The organism is Fundicoccus sp. Sow4_H7 (assembly GCF_052115865.1).
Taxonomy (GTDB): domain Bacteria; phylum Bacillota; class Bacilli; order Lactobacillales; family Aerococcaceae; genus Fundicoccus_A.
In genome coordinates this window covers 76392-100894 of sequence record NZ_JBQKME010000008.1, presented here as the reverse complement: position 1 = coordinate 100894, position 24503 = coordinate 76392, and the positions used below count along the sequence as shown (strand labels likewise).

The following is a 24503-nucleotide window of genomic DNA, read 5'->3' as shown; positions in this document are numbered from 1 at the left end:
ACAAAGGAGTTTTCGCCAAAATGACATTAGATCCATCTCAGTTAAATCAACAACGTAAAGACGATCATGTAAACTTAGCGCTTGAACAGCAAAAAGAAAAACAACATTCATCTTTTGATGATATCCGTTTCGTCCATCATTCATTTAGTAAGATGGCGTTTGACCAAGTCGATGTACAAACTGTTTGGGCACAACACACGCATCAAATGCCCTTTTATATTAATGGCATGACAGGCGGTTCAAAATTTACTAAACAGTTTAATGAAAAATTAGGTCAAGTAGCCGCTCAAACAGGATTGGCAATTGCTACTGGCTCAGTCAGCGCTGCCTTAAAGGATCCCTCCTTAAATGATTCTTTTCAAATCATGCGCGAAGTCAATCCTAATGGTTTTGTCATGGCTAATCTTGGGGCACACCATTCGTTAGAAAATGCTAAACGTGCCGTTGACTTACTTAAGGCCGATGCTCTGCAAATCCATCTCAATGTACCACAAGAAATTGTAATGCCAGAAGGTGACCGTGATTTTTCAAATTGGGCAGAAAATATCCAAGCTATGGTTGAAAATCTAGGTGTCCCGGTCATTGTAAAAGAAGTTGGCTTTGGGATGAGTCGTGAAACAATCGAATTACTTATTTCTTTAGGTGTGGCAAATATTGATGTGAGCGGACGAGGCGGAACAAACTTTGTTCGTATTGAAGACGATCGTAATAACCGACTTGATTTTTCTGCTTTGGGTGAGTGGGGTCAAACAACCGCTGAATCACTGGTCGAAGCTCATGCTGTTCAAGACCTGATCGAAAGAAATCAAGTTACGCTCTTAGCTTCTGGTGGCATTCGCCAACCATTTGACATCTTAAAAGCTCTCTCCTTAGGCGCTTCTGCTGTTGGTCTGTCGGGAAGATTTCTTGCGAGCGTCAATGATATTGGTGTCGATGGAACGGTTGAAATGGTACACAATTGGCGTGAAAGCTTACAATTAATGATGCTCATGCTGGAAGCCAAAAATATTCAGTCATTACAACATAAAGATCTTATTTTATCAGGGAATTTACTCGATTGGGCTCAGCTCCGTCAAATCGACGCGGATCACTTTGCCAATCGAAGCCAATCCCATTAATTTTACATCAAAAGACCAAGTTGATTGCTGTCTGGCATATCAACTTGGTCTTTTAAATTTAGCTTTCTAATAAGCCTTCATAAAATTCGCGCCACATCTTCGCGACATTTTCTTCTGAATAATATTCTGAGGCGGCTAATGATTTTTCCTGATAAACTTCCAAAGAACTGGGGTTGGTAACCAAAGTACGTAAGTTTTTTTGCATATCCTCTCGATCTTCCGCTGCAATGTAATAGCCATCAATAATCGCACGATATAACTCTAAATCTCGTACCATAACTGGTGTCCCAGATGAAAAAGCTTCTAAAATACTCATTGGAAATAGCTCACTATATGAAGGTAGCAAGAAAACATCTGCAATATTGTAGTATTTATTCATATCTTCACGGTCTACAATGCCTGTGAAAATTAAATTAGCCGGCGGATTATCATAGATTATTTTATATTTTTCATAGCCATCAGTTAAACGGCCAAACGAAAAACCACCCACCCAAATAAATTGAATGTCCGGATTATCATGGGCTAATTGGAAGAAATCGTCTACCCCTTTACGTTTCTGGATTTGCCCTGCTCCCATCACCACAAAAGCCTCTTTATCGATACCAATTTGTGCCCTAAAATCTGTCTTAGCCTCATTGGAAATTGGGAAAAAATGTTCTTTCGCAACAAAATTAGGAATGTAAGTAATTTTATCGGCAGAAAAATGATATTTTTCAAGCTCTTTACCAAAAACAGGGTTAACTACCACCAACTGATCCATCCGACGGTAAAAACTCAAAACATACTTTTCCGCAATCTTTTGTGAAATTTTATTCAGTTTTAAGCTCCCCACGAGCGTATCCGGCAAAAAGTGGACATAGCCCACGGTTTTTCCGCGTCTAGATTTTAAAAAGGTCGATAAGTAATATTGCGGGTTAATCGTGTGATAATGCGAAATATCACTTGGGCCATATTCGTTGATATTTATTTGAAAAAGATCGCTATAATGCTTTTTCAGCATTTGAATCAATTCCACATAGGCACTTCCTACACCTTGACCTTTCACGGATTCTGCTTGTGAAAACATATTAATTGTAATCATTGGTAGTTCCTCCTACAAAATTACCCATCGCTTTTTTAAATAAATATCGCTTGCTATACCTTAATCTGTAATAACTTTGTGTATCAAGGTTGGTGCTTCTGCTGCTGTGCTAATTGTATAAACTTGTTGCAATTTAGCCATCACATCGTCAACATTTTCACGATTAGAATGAATCGTTAGTAATGGTTGACCTTTTGTTACTTTGTCACCAACTTTGGCATGTAAAATCATGCCTACGGAAGGATCTATTGTATCTTCTAAGGTTTCACGGCCTGCCCCTAGCATCATTGCTGCTTCGCCGACTTCGTTGGCAATCCATTCCGAAAGAACACCGTCTTGTGTTGCTAATAGAGGGATTTGATATTTAGCTTGGACAAGTTTTTCAGGATGATCGATTACGGAACTATCGCCTTCTTGAGCATCAATCATTTGTCTGAATTTTTCTAGCGCTTCACCATTATCGATTTTGCTCTGTAATAATTCTTTTCCTTCTTCAAGACTGCTAACTGTTTCAGCCGCAAGTAACATTTGTGAACCTAAAACAAGACACAATTCGGTTAAGTCTTCCGGACCTTTGCCTTGTAAGGTTTCAATTGCTTCTTTAACTTCAAGGGCGTTCCCAATAGCATAACCTAAAGGTTGGTTCATGTCTGAAATAACGGCTAAGGTTTTCCGATTCAGTTGCTGTCCGATTTGCACCATGAGATGAGCTAATTCTTCCGCTTCTTCAACGGTTTTCATAAATGCTCCTGCTCCGATTTTCACATCAAGGACAATGGCGTCAGCTCCAGCTGCAATTTTCTTGCTCATAATCGAAGAAGCAATTAAAGGTATGGATTGAACAGTTCCCGTCACATCACGGAGTGCATATAATTTCTTATCAGCCGGTGTTAAATTACCGGTTTGTCCTACAACCGCGACTTTATTTTTATTCACTAAATCAATAAATCTTTCAATTGGCAATTCATATTTAAAGCCAGCAATGGCTTCAAGTTTGTCGATGGTCCCGCCTGTATGACCTAAACCACGTCCACTCATTTTCGCTACCGGCACACCACAACTAGCTACTAAAGGAGCTAAAACTAAAGTGGTTGTATCGCCCACCCCGCCTGTGGAGTGTTTGTCGACCTTAATGCCTTCAATGGCAGATAAATCCATTTGATCGCCACTTTCTGCCATGGCAATGGTCAAATGTGAGGCTTCTTCATGGGTCATTCCCATAAAGTAGACTGCCATCGCAAAGGCACTCATTTGGTAATCTGGAATACTGCCTTGAGTGTAGCCTTCGACTATAAAGCGAATTTCTTCTTCGGTTAATTCAGCTTTATTTTGTTTATTAGTAATTAAATCTATCATTCTCATAACTTGAACTCCTCATCAAACCAACTTTTAATGCGTATATTCTGTAACTTCGCCTTCATGATTGACGGTTAAAATAACATCTGGATAATTAATAAATAACCCATGCTCTACCACGCCGACCATATTTTTCAACTCAAAGGCAACTTGTTGTGGATTCGGGATGTTTTCGAGATGTAAATCAATAATATAGTTCCCTTGATCGGTAATAAAAATGGAATCCACGCCTTTTTTTCTAAAGGTAGGATGCATGCCCGCTTGATCAAACTGACGAAAAAGCTTCCAACTACCATATTGTACGATTTCTACGGGAAGAGGGAATGCGCCTAAAGTCTCAACCATTTTCTCTTCATTGGCAATCCAAATAATCTTTCGGCTATGTTGGGCAACGATTTTTTCCATTAACAGGGCTCCACCGCCGCCTTTAATACCAGAAAAGTCACGTGTACATTCATCTGCCCCATCGACCAGAACATCAATATGACTCACTTCGTCGATGTCTACTACAGGGATACCCATTTTGCGCGCTTGTTCTTCCGATTGTTTTGAAGTCGCCACACCAACAATATGACCTAATGTTCCTTCTTGAAAACGTAAGCCAATCTCATCTATAAACCAATAGGCTGTCGACCCTGTTCCAAGCCCCACAACCATGCCATCTTCAACATAATCTGCTGCTCTACGACCTACAACTTCCTTAGGATTAACCATCTTTACCTCCCGATTCATTCGTTGATTGTATTCTTTTTACAAAATCTATTAACGGAGTGATTGTGACTTCATCTTGAGTGTCTAAGGTTGTCCCGTATCTTTTTAGTAACTCATGATCTTCTGATTTTAAATTAACAAAATCAACTGAAGAATGCTGACTTATGGCACTTTGTGACATTGTATCCATGAAACTTAAACGTTTATGGGAAATGGAACCTCTAAAATGGAAAAACTGCACTTTATCTAAAATTTCTGCTTTAAAATTTGAACGAAGGAGACGGTTAAAATCTGTCAATTCGGGGTTAGATAATCCAACCGTAAATAAAATCCAATTTTTATCTGGATAACTTTCAATCCAATGTTGATACAAAGCGGCTTCAATAATTTGCGCTTCTAAAATACAAGCACCTAGTATAATCGTCTGATAGCCGTCAAGAGATTTGGTTTCAACATCTCTACTATCAATAGCTGTACATTTCAATCGGTGGCTAATGCTTTGAGCATACTTTTCTGTTGAGCCATAAGTTGATCCATAAATGACAATCATTTTTATCACTCACCTCCGTTCGGTATTTTTACACATCTAGTATAACATATTCAAATAATGTTGTAGCTTCGAGTATCGTTTTTTTTGTATATTTTTGATATACTAAAATAGATGTGGCACACCTTTTCATACACAACTTTTAATTTGCCTCATCCCAAAAGGAGGAGATATTGCAATGGCTCAAACGTTAAATCTAACTTGCCCCGTATGTAATGACCAAAATAAGATGAAAGTTAATGCGGCTATTAACGCCAAAACACAACCTAAGTTAAAAAAAGAATTGCTTGAAGGCAAAAATTTTTTATTTGAATGTGATCAATGTGGTGCAAAGCGGGTCATCAATTATCAAATGTTATACCACGATCCCGATCATCGCCTATTAATCTACTTAGCTCCTGATTATGTCAAAAATAAAGAACAGACATTAGAAATTTTAGATGATTTAAAACAAAAGCAAGCTGTTTCTTTAGATGATTATCATTTACGAATCGTCCTTTCAGGTGCTGAATTATTAGAAAAAATTCAAATTTTTGATAACCAATACAAAGACATCGAAGTGGAACTTGTAAAATTATTAACAGACGGTATTTTCTCTAAAGAAAAACCTGATGAACAAGTAAAAGGACGCTACTTCTATATGGACCCTAATACGCAAAAAGCCAAAATCATGTATACCACGGATAAAGAACAGCTATTAGTAGACTTCCATGAAACTTTACTTGATTTTGTGCAAAATAAATTTAAAAAAGATTTGGAAGATAACCGTAAAGGTGATTTCCAACTCATTAATTACAACTGGGCTATTCAAATAGCAAGTAAAGATGCGCAAAAGGATAAGTAGGAAGCAATAATAGAACTTCTCATCTCTCAATGATTTATTTGAGGGAAGAGAAGTTCTTTTTTTATCTTTCAACTGGGTTCTGTGATGTCTGAGTTCTTTATTTTCTTTATCATTTTGTCTAAATTTTATAGACCTTATCGTTTGAAGCTTATAGACGTCTGATCCCTGGCTGATTAGACGAATCGAGCGGCCTAAAGCGTCTGATCGCTGGGTGATTAGACGGATTGGGAGCATAAAACCGTCTGATCCCTGGCTGATTAGACGAATCGAGCGGCCTAAAGCGTCTGATCGCTGGTTGATTAGACGAATCGAGAGCCCAAAAGCGTCTGATCGATGACTGATTAGACGGATGGAGAGTCCTAAAGCGTCTGATCGCTGGCCGATTAGACGAATCGAGCGGCCTAAAGCGTCTGATCGCTGACTGATTAGACGGATTGGGAGCATAAAACCGTCTAATCCCTGGCTGATTAGACGAATCGAGAGTCCAAAACCGTCTGATCGCTGGCTGATTAGACGAATCGAGAGACTAAAAGCGTCTGATTGCTGACTGATTAGACGAATCGAGAGCCCAAAACCGTCTGATCGCCGGCTGATTAGACGAATCGAGAGCCCAAAACCGTCTGATCGCTGGCTGATTAGACGAATCGAGAGTCCAAAACCGTCTGATCGCCGGCCGATTAGACGAATCGAGAGTCCTAAAGCGTCTGATCGCTCGAAATAGACAGCTTAAGTGATCCCAACTGCCTATTCACAAGCTAATTAGACAACTCCTTCACCTTCAAATGTCTATTTCAAGTTGGCCACACCCCATTCTCACCTTTACCAACCAACACCCCAACCACAAGCCCACACAACAAAATAGGCTTTGAAGATTGACGGATTTCAATCTTCAAAGCCTTTTTCATTGCAACCGGATAGTAGCAGTGATATTTATTTGTCAGGGGTTCGACGGGTTTTTGGTAGTGGTGTTGCGGAATGTGAGGCTTCTGGTAATTTGCTTTCTTTAATGATGTAGAGCGGGCGGTGTTTGGTTTCGTTGAAAATTTTGGCAATATACTTGCCGACAATGCCTAGGCTGAGCAACTGCAAGCCGCCCATTCCCACAATGAGGACCGCAAGCGAAGGCCAGCCTGGAGTGCTATCACCAAACATTAAGGTTTTCACGATAATGTAAGCTCCATAAATGACCGCAAATAGAAAGGTAAATAAGCCGACATAACTGGCAATCGTTAGAGGGGCATCGGAAAAACTTATGAGTCCTTCAATTGCATAATTAAATAATTGTGTAAAAGACCAAGAGGTATTCCCTGCCGAGCGCTCGATATTTTCATATTCCAAATATGCAACATCAAAACCAACCCACGAAAAAATACCTTTCGAAAAGCGATTGGATTCTGGTAAGCTCAAAACTGCATCAACGACTTGGCGGGTCATCATTCGAAAATCGCGCGCCCCTTCCTCCAATTTCACTTCGGAAATTGAGTTGTTCAAACGATAATACAGTTTTGCAAAAAATGAGCGAACAGGCGGCTCACCTTCACGGTTGACACGTCGTGTCGCGACGACATCGTAGTTTTCATTTTTAATTTTATGGTACATTTCTATCAGAATACTTGGGGGATCTTGTAAATCAACATCCATAATGGTTACATAATCACCTTTAGCGTGTTGCAAGCCGGCAATTAAGCCTGCTTCCTTTCCGAAGTTTCGTGAAAAAGAGAGGTAGTATACCCGATCAGGGTATTGGATTTGTAGTTCTTTTATTTTCGTTAAGGTATTATCTTTTGAACCATCATTAATGAATAAAATTTCTAAGAAAGCATCTGGTAGCTGCTGTTGAACGTCAATAATCGCTTGTGTAAACAAACCTACGGTTTCTTCTTCGTTGTAACAGGGTACAACAAGTGTTATTTTTTCTTGCACTGGCCTTTGCCACCTCAATCATTAAAATCTGTCTTATATTCTTGCGCATCATCTCTTACAGACATCGTCTTTTTAGGATGACCTTCGATAAATATTTTACGACTCACAAAATTAAATATCATTACAACAACCGTGACCAGTATTTTGCTTATCATGACGGGAATATTTCCTAAATCGACGGCTAAATACATGAGAACATTCGTTAAAATGAGTCCGATAATACTTAATATTAAAAACACTAAAAACTCTTGGTGCTTTTGTGCTGCTTCATATTTACTGACAAAAACAAACGACATACTTGCCCAATAATTAAACACCGTTGATATGATAAAGGCTAAAGTTGTCCCAACTAAGTAATTCATGCCAATTAGATGATAACAGAAATACAAAATAACAAAATCAATCGCAGTCGCTAGGACACCCACGATTGCAAAGCGAAATAATTGTTGAAAAGTTTTCATATGAATTCCTCTATTTACTTTCAGTAATATTCTTATTGTAGCATACTCTGTCTGCTAATTACTTTAAATAAATCGCTAAAAAATTATGAAATTATATTGAAGAGCGAAATAAAAAAATCTGAATTTCCACTTAGTAGCTATTTTTATCCAATAGCTATCTTCGAAAAATCAGATTATTTATTAGGAATTACTTTTAAAATCCGTTTACATTTCTTTGATTGACTTTAACTCGCCCATCACACAATAATGACATGTCCAAACGTCTGTCTTGTTGTGCGTTGGAATTTCTAAGGCAATGATCCACTCTCCAGCCAGAATGTCACCGGCTTTTGTTTCAATGCCTGACTTAACCGTTTCTTGATGAATCACAATTCTTTGCTTATTCTTAACATCCTGATACTCTGCCCTTAGGTTATATAAACTATCATAGACTAAAATGAAGTTAATCGGGCCAGGGTCGACTTCAATCAAAATGTTAATTCCTACTAGATTTTGAGGCACATGGATGCGCTCAATTACAAACTGTTTATCTGACATTTCTTTTGGTGTTATTCCTATTGTTTGCTCAGCTAAATACATCATTGCCCTCCTTATCCTTCATATGTATATATTACCAAGCGATTATGAATTTTAGTCTGTGATTATTGTAAATATTTTGTAAATATATTAACTTTAAGCAATTAAAAAACCCTATATAGAAAACCTTTCTATATAGGGGTGTTAAGGCAGTGATATTTATTTGGGTTGCATTTTAATATCGAGATATAAATCATTATATTCAATTAATTTTGCTTGGCCTAAACCACGGTAGACCTCTAGGCGGTCAATGGTTTCTTGAGAAGGATACCAGGCTTCGTTTTCAGTCACTTCTGGATCCATTATTTCAAGGGCGGCTTGATTCGGTGTTGAATAACCAATGTATTCGGCATTTTGCGCTGCAATTTCAGGATCCATTAAATAGTCGATCAAGGCATAAGCCCCTTCAATATTGCGGGCATTTTTTGGAATGACGATATTATCGAACCATAAGTTGGAACCATCATCTGGGACTACATAGGCTAAATCTTCATTCTCATCAATCGCAGTGGCTGCTTCTCCAGAGAAGGTGACAGCAATCGGCGCTTCATCTTGTACGATATGCATTTTAATTTCATCCGCTGCTAAGGCAATAATATTTGGCATAAGTTGTTTTAACTTATTGGATGCTTCTTGTAAATGCGCACTATCGGAATCATTCAATGAGTATCCTAAGGACTGTAAACCAATCCCCATCACTTCACGAGCCCCATCGTAAATCATAATTTGATTTCGGAAGTCTTCATTCCATAAATCGTCCCAAACATTAATCGTTCCTTCTTCGATGACAGCCGTATTATAAATAATTCCGAGTGTCCCCCAGAAATATGGGATGGAATATTGATTGTCAGGATCAAAATCGTGATTTAAGAAATCTTCATCAATATACTGTAAATTAGGCAACTTAGAATGATCCAGTTCAAGTAACAGGTCGGTTTCAACTAAGTACTCAACCATATATTCACTTGGTACAACAATATCATAGACGGTTCCACCTTGTTCGACTTTTGCCACCATGGCTTCGTTGGAATCAAAGGTTTCATAAGTGACGCTATAACCTGTTTCTTCTTCGAACTGAGTCAAAATATCGGGATCGATGTAATCTCCCCAGTTATAAAAAACAATGGTATTCGCTGATAAACCTGAAACAGATTCAAGGTAGCTACGTAGACCAAACAACAATGCAACAACAACTAATATTCCAAATGTAGCTCTTGTAAGTCCCTTCATCTACATCACCGCCTTTTCGTTCTTAATCGCTGCAGCTTTACGTCTTTGTTCCCCTACTTGTAAGTAGTAATAACCAACGACTAAGATAAGAGCAACTAAGAACATCATGGTACTCAAAGCATTGATTTCAAGGCTAATCCCTGTTCTTGCCCGTGAATAGACTTCAATCGAAAGGGTTGAAAAACCATTCCCTGTTACAAAGAAGGTTACCGCAAAATCGTCGAGTGAGTAGGTAAATGCCATAAAGAAAGCAGCTTGTATACCTGAGGTAATGCTTGGTAAAATAACCCGGCTTAAAATTTGACGATGGTTGGCACCTAAGTCAAGAGCAGCGGTTACCATTGACGGACTCATCTCAAATAAACGCGGTAAAATCATGAGGACACAAATCGGAATACTAAATGCAATATGGCTGAGCAAAACAGACCAAAACCCAAGTGGAACTGGGATAATGGCAGAGAATAGGATTAAGAAACTTGCTCCCATCATAACATCCGGCGTTACCATTAATATATTGTTTAAATTTAAAATAGATGAACGTGTGCTTTCGTGTCTGAAATAATAAATCGCTATCGCACCAAAAGTGGCGATGGCAGTAGCAATTAAAGCAGACAATAAGGCGATAATAAAGGTATTAAGGATGAAAGTCATCAAACGGGTATCTTCAAATAGGGTTTGATAATGCTCCCAGGTAAAACCGGTAAAGCTTGTCATATCCCCACCTTCATTAAATGAGTAAAAAATCAAATAAGCGATTGGTAAATACATTAAGATAAACACAATAAAGATATATAGATTGGACCATTTAAATGTTTGTTTCATTAACGTGCCCCCCCTTTAGTTGCTGAGCGCTCACGCGTAAGTAACATCACAATGACCATTGACACCATTAAAACCACACCGATTGTTGATCCCATTCCCCAGTTTTGCGTTACCAAGAAATGTTGTTCAACCGCTGTTCCCAGTGTAATAACACGGTTTCCTCCAATTAAACGCGTCAACATGAAAAGAGATAATGATGGTATAAATACTGCTTGAATCCCACTACGTACACCACGTAAGGATAATGGGAATATCACTCGTCTCAATGTTTCCCAGTGTGATGCCCCTAAGTCATTACTTGCTTCAATTAAAGAGTCTGGTATTTCGTTAATTGAGTTAAATATTGGCAAAATCATAAAAGGCAATTCGATATAAGCCGCAACGATAATAAAGGCAGAGTTGGTAAATAAAAGTTGGATACTGCCAATGCCAATTGATTCTAATAATTGATTAATCGGACCTGTACGACCTAATAAGCCAATAAAAGCGTATGTTTTTAACAGTAAATTAATCCATGTTGGCAAAATAATTAACAATAACCATAGTTGCTTATGTTTGGTTTTTGATAATAAATAAGCCATGGGATAAGCTAAAATAAAGGTTGCTAAAGTCACTAAAAAAGCATATAAAAATGAACTTAAAGTCATTCTGATATAATTACCTGAAGTAAAAAACTGGATATAGTTATCTAACGTTATGCGATTATTAATATCAAAAAAAGATCGATATACTAATAACGCTAAAGGCGCAATAACGAAAAAACTTATCCATAGATAATAAGGAATAGCAAAGGCGTTATTTTTTTTCGTTTCCATAATTTGACCTCCTAGTCTTCATATTGCTCTAGGCGGGCATCAAAGTCTTCTTCAGATTCATTGAAACGCATAACATGAATGGCATCCGGATTAAAGCGTAGTCCAATTTGCGAACCGACTGCCACTTTACCTGTTGTATGAGCCATCCACTCATTGCCATCTTCGTCGTAGGCAATTAATTCATTAAATACCCCACGGAATAGCTGTGAATCAACTTTGGCAACTAAATGTCCTTGCTCTGGCGTCGTTAAAATCACATCTTCAGGACGAATAACAATTTCTACATTTTCATTTGCTGGAATCCCGGCATCTTCACAATCAAATACTTTACCAACAAATTCCACTTTGTAATCTTCAATCATTCGTGCAGGAATGATATTACTTTCTCCAATGAAATCTGCTACATAGCGGTTAACAGGCTCATCATAAATATCTTGCGGTGTACCTGATTGAACAATTTCGCCTTCTCTCATAACGAAAATCCAATCTGACATCGCTAAAGCCTCTTCTTGATCATGGGTAACAAAGACAAAGGTAATCCCCAAACGTCTTTGTAATTCGCGCAATTCATATTGCATATCTGTTCTTAATTTTAAGTCTAATGCTGAAAGAGGCTCATCTAACAGTAATACTTCAGGTTCATTGACTAAGGCACGTGCAATCGCTACCCGTTGTCTTTGTCCCCCTGACATTTCAGAGATATTTCTGTTCTCAAAGCCTTTCAGTTGAACTAATTGCAGTACTTCATTGACTTTTTCTTTGATCACTTTTGGATCTACTTTTTTAACCGAGAGTCCAAAGGCAACATTGTCGTAAACATTCATATGAGGAAACAGTGCATAGTCTTGAAAGACTGTATTAACTTTTCGTTTGTTAGCTGGAATGCTCGTCACAGCTTGATTATCTAAATAAACTTCACCAGATGAAGCGTCTGTAAAGCCAGCAATGATTCGCAATATTGTTGTCTTTCCGCAACCAGATGGACCTAGCAAGGTATAAAACTTACCTTTTTCAAGCTCCATATCAATTTTCTTTAATACTTGTGTGTCATCATCGTAAGTTTTTGTAACTCCCTTTAGAACGACACTATAATCTTGATTTTGCATATGCATTCTCCTTTATGGATGTTTTGTCAATTATTGACCCCTTTGAGACCGATTTGTAAAAGTAAAGACTCCTACGAGAATGAATTATATCAGTTAATTTTTTGATTAACAATCTGTTCTTGCAATTTTCTAAATGTAATAAATTTGACATAAACTGTTTGGTATTTACTAAAATTCTGCTTTCAAGATAACAAAAAAGTAGCTAGAAAGTTTCTCGAGTAAACTTTCTAACTACCATTCCTAACGGTTAAGTTTTTTATATAATACGATTGTGATATCTTGAGCAAATGTGCCTATAGTTTTAATGATTTTAGTACCACTCCTAGTCTTAAACAATTAAATAATCAAACCAATCCACATTCAGATATTTGCTCACCGATTGATCTCATTAATGAAATATCTCTTTACCCGCTTTTGTGAATTACTGAACTTATTATAACAGATAATTTTCTATTTGAAAACAGTAACTGTGAAAAAAATATCAATGATTTCTATTTATCGTTATTGTTGACCTCATAACGCTTACATTTGTTTATAGAACGAAGATACTTATTAAACTGCACACTATTATTATGACCGATTGTGAAGATATGGTCATAAAATGAAACAGATTGTTTGTGAATTCAATCATAAAAAAAGACCTTATGTCTGTTGAAAAAGACATAAGATCTTAATAGTAGTATTTATTAGTGGGGTTAACGGACTTCTTCACCAATGATTCGAACTTCCGTTTCTAGACGCACTTGATTGCGTTCCCAGATTGTTTCTTGAATGAATTGAATCAATTCTACATAGTCAGTAGCGGTTGCGCCATCAACATTGACAATAAAGCCAGCATGTTTTTTGGATATTTCAGCCCCACCGATACGATAGCCTTGGAGTCCTGCTTCTTGAATCAACTGGCCTGTGAAATGACCAACCGGACGCTTAAAGACACTTCCACAAGATGGGTATTCTAAGGGTTGTTTGCTGCGGCGTAAATCCATCAGGTGATCCATATGCTCACTCATTTCCTGATGATTTCCTTTTTTAAGCGTAAATTTAACACTTAAAATCACATCATCATTCGTTTGGAAAATACTGTGGCGGTATGAAAATTCACATTCTTCATTGCTATAGCGTTTAACCTCGCCTTCTGACGTCACCACTTCGACCCAGTCAATGACTTCCACGACTTCCCCTCCATAAGCACCGGCATTCATATAGACGGCTCCACCAATACTTCCAGGGATGCCACAGGCAAATTCTAAACCACTTAACTCGTGTTCTAGCGCTAAATAACTGACATCAATGAGCGCACGGCCACTTTCAACAATAATTCCATTTCCATCAACAATCACTTGCTTCATTTCAGTTAAAATTAGCACAACACCTCTAATTCCACCATCTCTTACAATTAAATTACTAGCATTTCCTAAGATCGTTAGTGGCTGATTGTTGGTGCGAGTCCAATTTGTCACTTCAATAACTTCTTCTTGATTTTTGGGAAAGATAATAACATCAGCGTTTCCGCCTGTTTTAGTGAAAGTATAGTTGGATAATGGTTCGTTTAATTTAACATTTAAATGAGGCAACTCATTTACTATTCGATTTAATTCCATCATAAAAATACATAGCTCCTCATAAAGTAATACTCACCTATTTTATGAAAAAAAGCTAAGATTGTAAAGTTACTATTTAATTAAATATGGATCTAATTATTAATACTTGTTTAACCTTATCATAATAAGTCTACTTTAATAGAGTTAACTAAATGAGTCGTTCCATAATATACGAATTATAATAGCGATAATCGACTTTTAAACGCTTGTTTAACTCACCGACAATTTCAAAATCAAATTTTTTATATAAAGAAATGGCACGTTTATTTTCAACAACAACTTCTAATGTAATGACTTTTAGGTCTACTTCTTCAGCAAAATCAATCATTGCTTCCATTAAAATACTTCCTATCCCATAACCCCAGTATTCCTTAACAATACTCACACCTAATTCTGCAACATGACTTTGCTTATAGGCATCAAAAGCAGCTAAATTGGCAATACCCACGAGTTGGTCATCAACTTCTGCAACTAACATAATACTTGTCGGGGCTACTTCAAAACGGCGAATCAACTCGACTTCTTTTTCAACACTTATCTCAATTCCTTTTTCATCGAACGTTAAAAACTCCGTCTCTCTTCCAATTTCTCTATAAAGGGCTAAGATTGCTTTCGCATCATTTTGGCTTGCTTGTCTAATAATCACATCGACTTCTATTTCTTGAAATTGATCTGAACTATGTGCCATAGTGCCATTCCTTTCTATTCGTTTAACCAACGTTGAACGATATCATGGTAAGGATTTTTGTTTGAGCCAATCACTTCAACTTCAATTAAGCGTGATTCATTATCTTCTAGCGGTTTAAATGAAATGTTAATATAATTTTTTGGTAAAAAATCTTGCATAAATATTGCCCATTCAATTAAAACAATTGTCTTGTCATGCATTAAATAATCAAAATCAACTGTCTCTGCGCCACCTTCTTCTAAACGGTAAGCATCAATATGGATAAATTCTTCATCATCATTGATTGGATATTCACGTACAATCGTGTAAGTAGGACTTTTAACCACGCGTTCGATACCTAATCCTTTAGCAAATCCTTGCGCAAAAGTTGTCTTTCCACTGCCTAAGTCACCTTCCAGAGTAACAACAGACCCCATTGGCAATAAAGTTGCTAATTTCTTGGCTAATGCTTGTGTTTGTTCTTTACTCGATACCGTTAAAATAATCTTTCCCTACTTTCAAATAAATATCTTTATCTTATTGTATCGAAGTATCTGTTAGGTTACAAACATTGTGTTTGCATCTCAAACTTATTAATGTTTTTTAAGAAAAACGCCATTACAAAGGCTGATAATACAGCTAATCATTTGACTTTAAGTCTAATTATTGTTAGATTAGAACTATCATTATTACATGTTTTTATATTGTTAGGAGGTAAAATGAATGAAGAAATTTTTAAGATCTTTAGCTATCCCTTTGATTGCATTATTTTTAGTCGCTTGTGGAGATCAAGGAACTGAGACAACTTCTGTGGAATCACAAGAACCTGAGTCAACTGTAGAGTCAGTAGAAGAAAGTGCCGCAACAAATCAATCAGAATCAGTGGAAGAATCTACTTCTAGTGACGATGCAGATGAATCTGCTGAATCAACGGAAGAAAGCACTGATGGCGAAGAAGAAGCAAATGAAGAAGGCATCGTCTTTACTTTATATGTAAATGGCGAAGAAACAAATTCTTTTGTAGCGGTTGATGCTGATGGTTTATCAGTGATGGAAGCCATGGAATCGATCGAAGATTTAGAATTTAACTTTAACGAAGACGAAGGTGTCATCGACGAAATCGATGGTATCGCAAATGATTATGAAACAGGCGAAACTTGGACTTATTTATTAAATGGTGAGTTTGCTGAATTAGGAGTTGTATCACAAACCCTATCTGAAGACGATGTAATTGATTGGTACTTTGGAACAATCGATGAAATCCCAGTCAACATTATACCAGCAGAAGAATAATTCAAATAAATATCACTACCACAACTGAGACTTTCATTAGTCTCAGTTTTTTTGTGCATAAAAAAACCGCCCGACATAGCGGGCAGTGATATTTATTAATAAATTAGGCTTTGTTTTGGAGAGCCTGGTTGGCTGTAATGATCCCTACTTTGTAGACATCTTCTTCCACACAACCACGCGATAAGTCAGAAACAGGTTTGTTTAAACCTTGTAAGATTGGGCCAACTGCTTGGTAGCCACCTAAGCGTTGTGCAATCTTATAGCCAATGTTTCCTGACTGTAAGTCTGGGAATACATAAACTGACGCATTACCTGCAACTTCATTTCCAGGAACTTTTTGTGCCGCAACGGTTTGTGAATAAGCCGTATCAAATTGGAATTCACCATCAATTCTATATTCTGGTGCTAATTCTTGTGCAATACGTGTTGCTTCAGCAACTTTATCAACTTCCTCAGAAGCAGCAGATCCCTTAGTTGAAAAACTTAACATAGCTACTACAGGATCAATATTGAATAGTTCAGCCGTTTTAGCTGTATCAACCGCAATTTCAGCCAATTCTTGTGCAGTTGGATTAATATTAATCGCACAGTCAGCAAAAACTAATTTTTTGCCATCATTTTCTTTAGGCACCATAATAAAGGCACCACTCGTACGACTTACACCTGGCTTAGTCTTGATAATTTGTAGGGCTGGGCGAACTGTATCACCTGTTGAATAGACAGCACCACTTACTAGACCATCAGCTTTATCCATGTAAACTAACATTGTTCCAAAGTAAGCACGGTCTTTTAAGATTTCACGCGCTTGCTCTTCTGTTGCTTTACCTTTACGACGTTCAACAAAAGATGCTACCATTTCATCAAAAGCTGCATCATCATAAGTTAATGGATTGATAATTTCCATATTATCAATATTCCAATTATTTTCAGTTGCTAAAGCTTTAATTTCTTCTTCATCACCCAATAAGATTGGTTGAGCTAATCTGTCACCTTGTAAACGTACAGCTGCACCTAATACACGCTTGTCATTGGCTTCTGGAAATACGATTGTAATATTTTTGCCTTCAATTTTTTGCGATAGTTCTGTAAACATGTCCATTGTTTCGTTCCTCCCAAAACTGTGTTACTTTTAGTTTACATCTTTTTCGTCTTTATGCAAGTCTTTTGTTGAATTATTTGTATTTTCTTCTGTTAATACGACTTTTTCCTGTGTAACATTTTCTGTATTATCTGTTATAGTTTCCTGTTCCTTAATGACTTTTTTCTTTCTATTTCTTCTTCGACGTTTAACAAATGGGTGAATTAATAAGAAATACAAAATCACAATAATCAATAGAAGTAAAAGATACGGCAAAAGAAAAATCACTGACAATAATGCTTCTTGAAGTACAATGATTGTTTGGTAGCCTGTATCAACTATAGCATTTTGTACGCGTTCCCAGAAGCTTTGATTACTTGTAATCCCATCATCCAGACGACGCACTTCTCTTAATTCTAGTGAAATTGTCGAGTCATTTACTTGGTCTTCTAAAGTGGCTTGGTCACTTAATAATTGATCTCTTTCAAGTATAGCTTCTTCAACACTATTTTGAATTTCAATAATATCTGCGATAAGCGTTGCTTCTTCTAATAAAGCATTTAAACGATCAATGCGCGCTTCAACGGATTCAATCCGAATATCTAAATCAGTCATTGAACGCGTCACATCTTCTGACCCACGTGAATTTTGGACCACTTCACCAATGTCTCCACTGGTTATGCTTGTTAAGGCTTCTTCAAATGAATCTTGAGGGACACGTATCGTTAAACTTAAGCTTTGTAAACCTCGAACGTCTTGGCTGTAGCTACTAGATGTATACTCATTTTGATACTGAATATAAGCATCCGAACTACCGATATAATCAAATAGACGTTGTTTAGAGGTTGCATAATCGACTGTTTGCAAGCCTACTGATGCCGTATGGATTAAATAGCGTGTGTCTGTAGCATTCCCATCTTCATAATAACTTGCATCAGAATCCAAATTTAAATCAACCGCACTTCGATTCATTTCCTCAGTATACGGTTCGCTTGTTGTCATCTGATTTTGATTATAGTTTGTGTTGCCACAAGCTGCGAGAAACAAACTTCCTGCAATTACAACTAACCACTTTTTCATTTTACCTCAGCCTCCTTAGGCATTCATTAACCTGTATGGTTGTCATTATTATACTATGCAAAAACTTGAAAACCTAATGATTGCACTGTTTAAAAGCCCTTCTTTTTTATTCATCTTTAAATATTTTAGATGAATTCACAGAATATTCATCATTTGTTATTTTTATATTCATTGTTTTAATTTTGTAACATGATAACATGTATATGTAATAAACGTAACACTTTTGTAACACAATTCATTATAAAGGAGACTTGTTTCATGAAATTATTTAAATCATTCACTGCTATTGCTCTTGGAGGTCTATTGGTTGCTGCCCCAATGACACAATTTTTTGGTAACATTTCTATTGATGCCATTCATGCTCAAAGCCAAATAACAGAATCAAAAACACTTGTTGCTTTAGGTGGCTCACTGAATGAAAGTCAAGCAGAACAAACTCTTTCTATTTTAGGAGCGCACGCTGTTCCAACGAATGAATTAATAGAAATTAACGGTTCGTTAATTAATCAATATTTAGCTGACGGTTCAACAGATGCGACGCCTGTCTATTCATCGGTTGCCATTGAGCCACGTGGTGAAGGCTACGGTGTTCAAGTTCAGATTTTAACACCTAACACAATTTTATCGGTAGCATCTCAAACCTATCAAAATGCTGCCATCACAGCTGGCGCTTCAAATGTTCTCATTAAAATTGCAGCCGTTGAGCCTGTTACAGGTGAAGGAGCATTAACGGGTGTCTATCGTCTATATGAGTCAACAGGTCAACAGTTAAGCCAAGCAAATATTGAATTAGCACAAAAAGAAATATCACTGGTAGAAACCATTAAAGAAGAAGCTGGATTAGACGATGATACGATTAATCAAATCCAAGCATTAATCAAACAAGCAATTAGTACTAGCCTAATTGCTAATGGTGCTTTAAGTGATGAAGATGTAACTGTCTTAGTAGATCAGATTCTTACAAATTACCAAAGCGAAAACGATCTTGTGATTGATGAAAATGCAAGAGCAAAATTTGTTGCATTTGCACTCGATTATGCTCAATCAGAAGTAGCTTTAGATGATGATACAGCTCAACAAATTGAAGACTCAACTTCATCTACTTGGACACTAGAAAGTGCCGTTGACTTCTGGGAAGCATCAATTTTAAACCCACCATTTGATGAAAGTTATGTAAATATCGAAAATTACGACCGTTCTAACTGGAGTGTTTATGATGTTGAAAACTTACGTGAAGGTGCCATAGTTATTTATTTAGCTAATGAAAATGGTGAAGGGTCATACTGGGATCTCATCCGTACCGAAGCAGGAACTGTAAGTATCAAATCATTCGTTGGAGATAATGCCTATCCAGATGCCGCAACACATGGATATTTAGTCGATGCTTATGACTTTTCTATGATTGAAGAAAATCCAATTGTTTACCGTGACGGGACAGAAGAAGTAGAAGTGGCTTGGGGTGAAGTTAAAGCGGCTGCTTTAAGTGAATTTATGGATTCTTGGGGCGAAAGCATGGGTCAATACTATAAAGCTTATGATTTATATAATACAACCAGCATGTGGGGTATAGAATTCCCTACAGACGTGATCGATGTACTGGCTGTTAATGGTGAGGCTGTTACAGCTGAATGGTATTACAGCAGTGATGATTCCCATGAATATCGCATTTTAGCTGCTTATACCGACCAAGAATATTTACGTGAAACAGTGGAAGGCTACAGCTTGCCTCACTTCTATCTCTTTACTTATAATGATGTGACGAAAGAAGGCGTTGTTTTACATAGCCAACAAAATCAAGGTATGCCAGATGGCTTAATTCACTTCACACCAACTGAAAACATGGAACTACAAGCTGGCTTTGAGGCCATCCTATTCCCTTAGGATCAAAGTAAATACCTCGCTAAATATGTTGTTTTACAACATGTTAGTGAGGTTTTTTAGTGTCGAAAAGTAGATAAGTATATAATCAGTTCTGGCTTATTGTGTTAATATACATCGGATGAATTCACCTTTTCAAACGACCGCACACCAACCGCTCGGATGAAACCACCTTTTCAAACGAGCGCGAGCCAACCGCTCGGATGAAATCACTGTTTCAAACGAGCGCGAGCCAACCGCTCGGATGAAATCACTATTTCAAACGACCGAACACCAACCGCTCGGATGAAACCATCTTTTCAAACGAGCGCGCATCAACCGCTCGGATGAAACCATCTTTTCAAACGAGCGCACATCAACCGCTCGGATGAAACCACTATTTAAAACGACCGCGCACTAACCGCTCGGATGAAATCACCTTTTCAAACGACCGCGAGAGCAAGTCATAGAAATGGAATCAATAATTGAGTTATCGTAGACATGAAGTAGACAATCGTTTCCTCAACGAATACTAAAAGTGTCTTCATTGCTACGAGAAACTTTAGTCTCGTCCTTTCGTGGTTTTTACACAATTATATGGACTCTATCGAACTTGCACTTACAAACCGTCTATTTAACCACCCACGAGACAAATAACAAGCCAATAGTAAGGCTGAGACCCTTCACTATTGGCTTATTTTGGTGATATTTATTTTAATTCATCCATTTTGTATAGTCATCATCTTGCATGGCTTCAACAGCCCCTAAGAGATAGCCGTTCCCAACTTGCGAGAAAAAGTCATGGTTGCTGGTTCCCGTTGAAATACCGTTCATCACAATCGGATCAACATCTTCAGCGGTATCCGGAAAAAGCGGATCAAAACCTAAGTTTTGTAGCGCCTTATTGGCATTGTAGCGAATAAATACCTTCACTTTTTCAGTCCAACCTACTTGATCATAAATCAATTGGGTAAATTGACTTTCGTTTTGGTAAAGCTCAAACAACACTTCATAAACCCATGCTTTCAAGTCATCTTGTTCCGCTTGCGGCAACTCATTGTAGCCTAATTGGAATTTGTAACCAATATACGTTCCATGCACCGATTCGTCGCGAATGATTAACTTAATGATTTCAGCCACATTCGCTAATTTATTATTCCCTAAGTAATATAAAGGCGCAAAAAAACCTGAATAGAAAAGGAAAGATTCTAGCAACACACTGGCTGCCTTGGCTTGTAAATCTGTCCCATTTTTATAAATATCATTGATTTTCAAGGCTTTAAATTGAATCAGTTCATTAGAATCTGTCCAACGGAAAATCTCTTCAATTTCGGCTTTAGAATTTAATGTTGAAAAAATAGAAGAATAACTTTTTGCGTGCACAGATTCCATAAATTGAATATTGTTTAAAACAGCTTCTTCGTGTTGCGTCCGCGCCGTTAAACGCAAACGTTCAATCGCATCCTCCGATTGTAATGTATCAAGTAATGTTAAGCCTCCAAATACCTTACCAATAATATCTTTTTCATGGGCAGACAATGTCCGCCAATCATCCAAGTCATTGGATAACGGAATACGCGTATCCAACCAAAATTGTTCGGTTAGTTTTTCCCAGGTTAATTTATCGATGACGTCTTCGATATTGTTCCAGTTAATGGCATAATAATTCGGTGTGTTTTTGAAATCAGATGTCATAGTCATTATAAATCCTCATTTCCCCTTCTAAATCGAGCAACTTTCACAAGCGTTACTGCCTACTTCTTCGCCATCATCTGTATAAGTCCGCACATAATAGATCGACTTAATCCCTTTTTTCCAAGCATAGTGACGTAAAATATTTAAATCACGCGTTGTCATCTTATTCGTACGCCCTTCTTTCCACTCATACATCCCTTCAGGAATTTCTGAACGCATGAATAAAGTTAAAGACATCCCCTGATCAATATGTTTTTGAGCCACTGAATAAATATCAATGACTTTACGCATGTCGATATCATAAGCAGACTGGTAATATTTAATAGTGTCATTAGATAAATGTGGCGCAGGATAATAGGTTTTTCCTGTTTTCTTTTCTTGACGCTCTTCTATCAATTGCGTAATTGGGTGTAAGCTAGCACTTGTTTCATTTACATAAGAAATGGAACCTGTTGGTGCAATTGCCATACGATTTTGGTGATATAAACCATCTGCGTCAACAGCGGCTTTTAATTGTGCCCAATCTTCAGCTGTCGGCATAGGAACATTTTTCATAATTTCAGCTACTTTTAGATCTTTAATCTCAAATGGATTATTAATATAGTTATCAAAATAACTACCATCTGCATAGGCAGACTTTTCAAAATTCACAAAGCTTGTTTGACGTTCCTTTGCAATTTTGTTGCTAGAAACGAGTGTGTAGTAATTTAAAGCATAGAAGTAAGCTTCAGTGAGTTCAATCGATTCAGGCGAACCATAATACATTTGGTTCAAAGCAAATAAAGTATGCAGTCCCATGCCACCTAAACCAATGGTATGCGCTTGATCGTTTCCGTTTTTAATGGTTGGTACAGCTTCAATATTAGAATTATCTGTCACATAGGTTAAAGCACGAACAGCCGTATCAACTGATTTAGCAAAGTCAGGTGATTGAATCATATTAGGAATATTGGTCGACCCTAAATTACATGAAATATCCGTACCTAACACTTCATATTCTTGACGGTTGTTAATTAAAGAAGGCTGTTGAACTTGTAAAATCTCAGAACATAAATTACTCATGGTAATTGTTCCATCAATTGGATTGGACTTGTTGGCTGTATCAATGTTAATGATATAAGGATAACCTGATTCTTGTTGTAATTTACTAATTTCATTTTCTAATTCTCTGGCTGAGATTTTAGACTTACGAATTTCCGGGTTATTCACTAAATTATCAAATTCTTGCGTAATATCCACATAAGAAAAAGGTTTACCATAAATTCTTTCCACATCGTAGGGACTGAATAAATACATCGGCTCATCTTTAGCGGCTAATTCATAAAATTTATCAGGGACAACTAAACCAAGCGACAAGGTTTTGACACGGATTTTTTCATCGGCATTTTCTTTTTTAGTAGAAAGGAATGACACAACATCTGGATGGAAGACATTTAAATAGACAGCGCCAGCACCATTTCTTTGACCTAATTGGTTAGAATAACTAAAACTATCTTCTAAAAGTTTCATAACAGGCACAACACCACTTGAGGCATTTTCAATCTTTTTAATTGGATCTCCAGCAGCTCGTAAGTTAGATAAATTAACTCCAACACCGCCTCCAATTCTTGATAATTGCAAGGCTGAGTTAATTCCACGTCCGATACTATTCATGTCATCCGTTAGTTGAATTAAAAAGCATGAAACAAGATCCCCACGTCTTTTACGACCAGCATTTAAAAAAGTCGGTGTTGCTGGTTGATATCGTTGGCTAATCATTTCATCTCTTAGACTCGTTGCTAATTCCGTATCACCATCGGCTAAAAATAATGAAGCAAAAACAATACGATCTTCATAACGCTCCAAATACCGTTTACCATCATTCGTTTTTAAGGCATATTGGGTATAAAATTTAAAAGCTGACATAAATGATTTAAAGCGAAATTTCATGTCATAAGTCGTTGTCATTAATTCTTTAATAAATGATCGATCATATTTTTCAATAAATTCACGTTCTAAATAATCATTTGTAATTAAATAATCAATCTTCTCATCTAAAGTATAAAAAAATACTGTATTAGGGTTAACATGCTCTAAAAAGTAAGCACGTACCGCTTCTCGGTCCTTATTTAAAGGTATTTTATTATCCACAGGTCGATTTAATTCATTATTTAACTTAAAGTAAGATACTTCTTTTGGTTTGCTACTTAATACCGGCTTGTCCAAGGCATGCCACCTGCTCTTTCATTATATTTACATCGTTATCAGACCCTTGAAACTCAAACACATGGAGTAATGGAACATTAAATTCTTCAGCAATGTCTTTGGCTGTGAAACAAAATAGTGTATTAAAATTTCGATTCCCTCCCCCAGCCACCCCTTGCAAATAAGAAGCATTGTTGCCTGTCTCAATGAAATCAAATAAAATATCCGTTACTTCACGCTCATATGTGGGTGCAACAATGACGTAAGGTTCATGGATTTCGGTAAAGGCATTATCTGGCGTCAACTCTAGACTAGGCCAGTCAAATTTGTCAATAAACTTTCTTGTTTGACCAGTTAATGACATATATACCAGTAACATTCTCCTTCACCTCTTTCTTTCTTAAATATATGGACTAAATCATACCATAAAAACTTTGACATGCAAACCCCGAAAACAC

At 37.1% G+C, this 24503-nt stretch carries 23 protein-coding genes; 4 read left to right on the top strand and 19 right to left on the bottom strand.

Going from position 1 to position 24503, the window contains the following annotated elements; all coding sequences use genetic code 11:
• Positions 1 to 20 precede the first annotated feature (20 nt).
• Positions 21 to 1118, top strand: coding sequence for a type 2 isopentenyl-diphosphate Delta-isomerase (gene fni / locus ACTQ54_RS09020; RefSeq protein ID WP_441756116.1), 1098 nt, complete (start codon positions 21 to 23; stop codon positions 1116 to 1118).
• Between the two features lie 58 nt (positions 1119 to 1176).
• Here the strand turns inward: fni and ACTQ54_RS09015 are convergent, their stop codons facing one another.
• The 4 genes from ACTQ54_RS09015 to ACTQ54_RS09000 are packed head-to-tail and all read right to left on the bottom strand — an operon-like array spanning position 1177 to position 4816.
• Positions 1177 to 2199: a glycosyltransferase family 4 protein gene (locus tag ACTQ54_RS09015; protein ID WP_441756114.1), complete on the bottom strand. Its 1023-nt coding sequence runs from the start codon at positions 2197 to 2199 to the stop codon at positions 1177 to 1179.
• Between the two features lie 60 nt (positions 2200 to 2259).
• Entirely contained in the window at positions 2260 to 3561 is a 1302-nt protein-coding gene (locus tag ACTQ54_RS09010) for a pyrimidine-nucleoside phosphorylase (protein WP_441756112.1), read from the bottom strand.
• Positions 3562 to 3588: 27 nt separating this feature from the next.
• A complete protein-coding gene (gene rpiA / locus ACTQ54_RS09005; RefSeq protein WP_441756110.1) occupies positions 3589 to 4269 on the bottom strand; it encodes a ribose-5-phosphate isomerase RpiA in 681 nt (226 codons plus the stop codon).
• Positions 4262 to 4816: a flavodoxin domain-containing protein gene (locus tag ACTQ54_RS09000; protein ID WP_441756108.1), complete on the bottom strand. Its 555-nt coding sequence runs from the start codon at positions 4814 to 4816 to the stop codon at positions 4262 to 4264. The genes rpiA and ACTQ54_RS09000 overlap by 8 nt, the downstream gene beginning before the upstream one ends.
• Before the next feature lie 175 nt (positions 4817 to 4991).
• On the opposite strand from ACTQ54_RS09000, the gene ACTQ54_RS08995 reads away from it, so the two are divergent.
• The gene (locus tag ACTQ54_RS08995; protein ID WP_441756106.1) at positions 4992 to 5657 is read left to right on the top strand and encodes a CpXC domain-containing protein; all 666 of its coding nucleotides are present in this window, start codon (positions 4992 to 4994) and stop codon (positions 5655 to 5657) included.
• 930 nt (positions 5658 to 6587) lie between these two features.
• Here ACTQ54_RS08995 and ACTQ54_RS08990 read toward each other — a convergent pair.
• The 10 genes from ACTQ54_RS08990 to tsaE form a co-directional block, all read right to left on the bottom strand.
• Complete coding sequence (locus tag ACTQ54_RS08990) at positions 6588 to 7580, bottom strand: glycosyltransferase family 2 protein (protein WP_441756104.1); 993 nt, start codon at positions 7578 to 7580, stop codon at positions 6588 to 6590.
• Between the two features lie 14 nt (positions 7581 to 7594).
• The gene (locus ACTQ54_RS08985) at positions 7595 to 8041 is read right to left on the bottom strand and encodes a GtrA family protein (protein ID WP_441756102.1); all 447 of its coding nucleotides are present in this window, start codon (positions 8039 to 8041) and stop codon (positions 7595 to 7597) included.
• Positions 8042 to 8245: 204 nt separating this feature from the next.
• A complete protein-coding gene (locus ACTQ54_RS08980) occupies positions 8246 to 8620 on the bottom strand; it encodes a hypothetical protein (protein WP_441756100.1) in 375 nt (124 codons plus the stop codon).
• Between the two features lie 156 nt (positions 8621 to 8776).
• Positions 8777 to 9847: an ABC transporter substrate-binding protein gene (locus tag ACTQ54_RS08975; RefSeq protein WP_441756098.1), complete on the bottom strand. Its 1071-nt coding sequence runs from the start codon at positions 9845 to 9847 to the stop codon at positions 8777 to 8779.
• On the bottom strand, positions 9848 to 10669 hold the full coding sequence (locus ACTQ54_RS08970) for an ABC transporter permease (RefSeq protein ID WP_441756096.1): 822 nt from the start codon (positions 10667 to 10669) through the stop codon (positions 9848 to 9850).
• Positions 10669 to 11484, bottom strand: coding sequence for an ABC transporter permease (locus ACTQ54_RS08965; protein ID WP_441756094.1), 816 nt, complete (start codon positions 11482 to 11484; stop codon positions 10669 to 10671). The genes ACTQ54_RS08970 and ACTQ54_RS08965 overlap by 1 nt, the downstream gene beginning before the upstream one ends.
• Positions 11485 to 11495: 11 nt before the next feature.
• Positions 11496 to 12590, bottom strand: coding sequence for an ABC transporter ATP-binding protein (locus ACTQ54_RS08960; protein ID WP_441756092.1), 1095 nt, complete (start codon positions 12588 to 12590; stop codon positions 11496 to 11498).
• Positions 12591 to 13285: 695 nt separating this feature from the next.
• A complete protein-coding gene (gene murB / locus ACTQ54_RS08955; protein ID WP_441756138.1) occupies positions 13286 to 14191 on the bottom strand; it encodes a UDP-N-acetylmuramate dehydrogenase in 906 nt (301 codons plus the stop codon).
• Between the two features lie 148 nt (positions 14192 to 14339).
• Positions 14340 to 14879: a GNAT family N-acetyltransferase gene (locus ACTQ54_RS08950; protein WP_441756090.1), complete on the bottom strand. Its 540-nt coding sequence runs from the start codon at positions 14877 to 14879 to the stop codon at positions 14340 to 14342.
• A 14-nt stretch (positions 14880 to 14893) separates the two neighbouring features.
• Entirely contained in the window at positions 14894 to 15361 is a 468-nt protein-coding gene (gene tsaE, locus ACTQ54_RS08945) for a tRNA (adenosine(37)-N6)-threonylcarbamoyltransferase complex ATPase subunit type 1 TsaE (RefSeq protein WP_441756136.1), read from the bottom strand.
• Between the two features lie 220 nt (positions 15362 to 15581).
• Between tsaE and ACTQ54_RS08940 the strand changes: the two genes are divergently transcribed.
• Entirely contained in the window at positions 15582 to 16151 is a 570-nt protein-coding gene (locus ACTQ54_RS08940; RefSeq protein WP_441756089.1) for a DUF4430 domain-containing protein, read from the top strand.
• Positions 16152 to 16254: 103 nt separating this feature from the next.
• Here ACTQ54_RS08940 and pta read toward each other — a convergent pair whose 3' ends face one another.
• Both pta and ACTQ54_RS08930 read right to left on the bottom strand, forming a co-directional pair.
• On the bottom strand, positions 16255 to 17250 hold the full coding sequence (pta, locus tag ACTQ54_RS08935) for a phosphate acetyltransferase (RefSeq protein WP_441756087.1): 996 nt from the start codon (positions 17248 to 17250) through the stop codon (positions 16255 to 16257).
• A gap of 30 nt (positions 17251 to 17280) precedes the next feature.
• On the bottom strand, positions 17281 to 18309 hold the full coding sequence (locus tag ACTQ54_RS08930; RefSeq protein ID WP_441756085.1) for a DUF4349 domain-containing protein: 1029 nt from the start codon (positions 18307 to 18309) through the stop codon (positions 17281 to 17283).
• Between the two features lie 258 nt (positions 18310 to 18567).
• Here ACTQ54_RS08930 and ACTQ54_RS08925 point away from each other — a divergent pair, with 258 nt between their 5' ends.
• The gene (locus ACTQ54_RS08925) at positions 18568 to 20190 is read left to right on the top strand and encodes a DUF1002 domain-containing protein (RefSeq protein ID WP_441756084.1); all 1623 of its coding nucleotides are present in this window, start codon (positions 18568 to 18570) and stop codon (positions 20188 to 20190) included.
• A 690-nt stretch (positions 20191 to 20880) separates the two neighbouring features.
• Here the strand turns inward: ACTQ54_RS08925 and nrdF are convergent.
• From nrdF to ACTQ54_RS08910, 3 genes are read right to left on the bottom strand one after another with little or no spacing between them, the layout of a single operon-like run.
• Positions 20881 to 21861, bottom strand: a complete 981-nt coding sequence (nrdF, locus tag ACTQ54_RS08920) for a class 1b ribonucleoside-diphosphate reductase subunit beta (RefSeq protein WP_441756134.1) — start codon at positions 21859 to 21861, stop codon at positions 20881 to 20883.
• Positions 21862 to 21888: 27 nt separating this feature from the next.
• Positions 21889 to 24066 (bottom strand): class 1b ribonucleoside-diphosphate reductase subunit alpha, encoded by a 2178-nt coding sequence (gene nrdE / locus ACTQ54_RS08915; protein WP_441756082.1) that lies wholly within the window; start codon positions 24064 to 24066, stop codon positions 21889 to 21891.
• Positions 24044 to 24424, bottom strand: coding sequence for a ribonucleotide reductase stimulatory protein (locus ACTQ54_RS08910; RefSeq protein ID WP_441756080.1), 381 nt, complete (start codon positions 24422 to 24424; stop codon positions 24044 to 24046). Before ACTQ54_RS08910 ends, nrdE begins: the two co-directional genes overlap by 23 nt.
• Between the last annotated feature and the right edge of the window lie 79 nt (positions 24425 to 24503).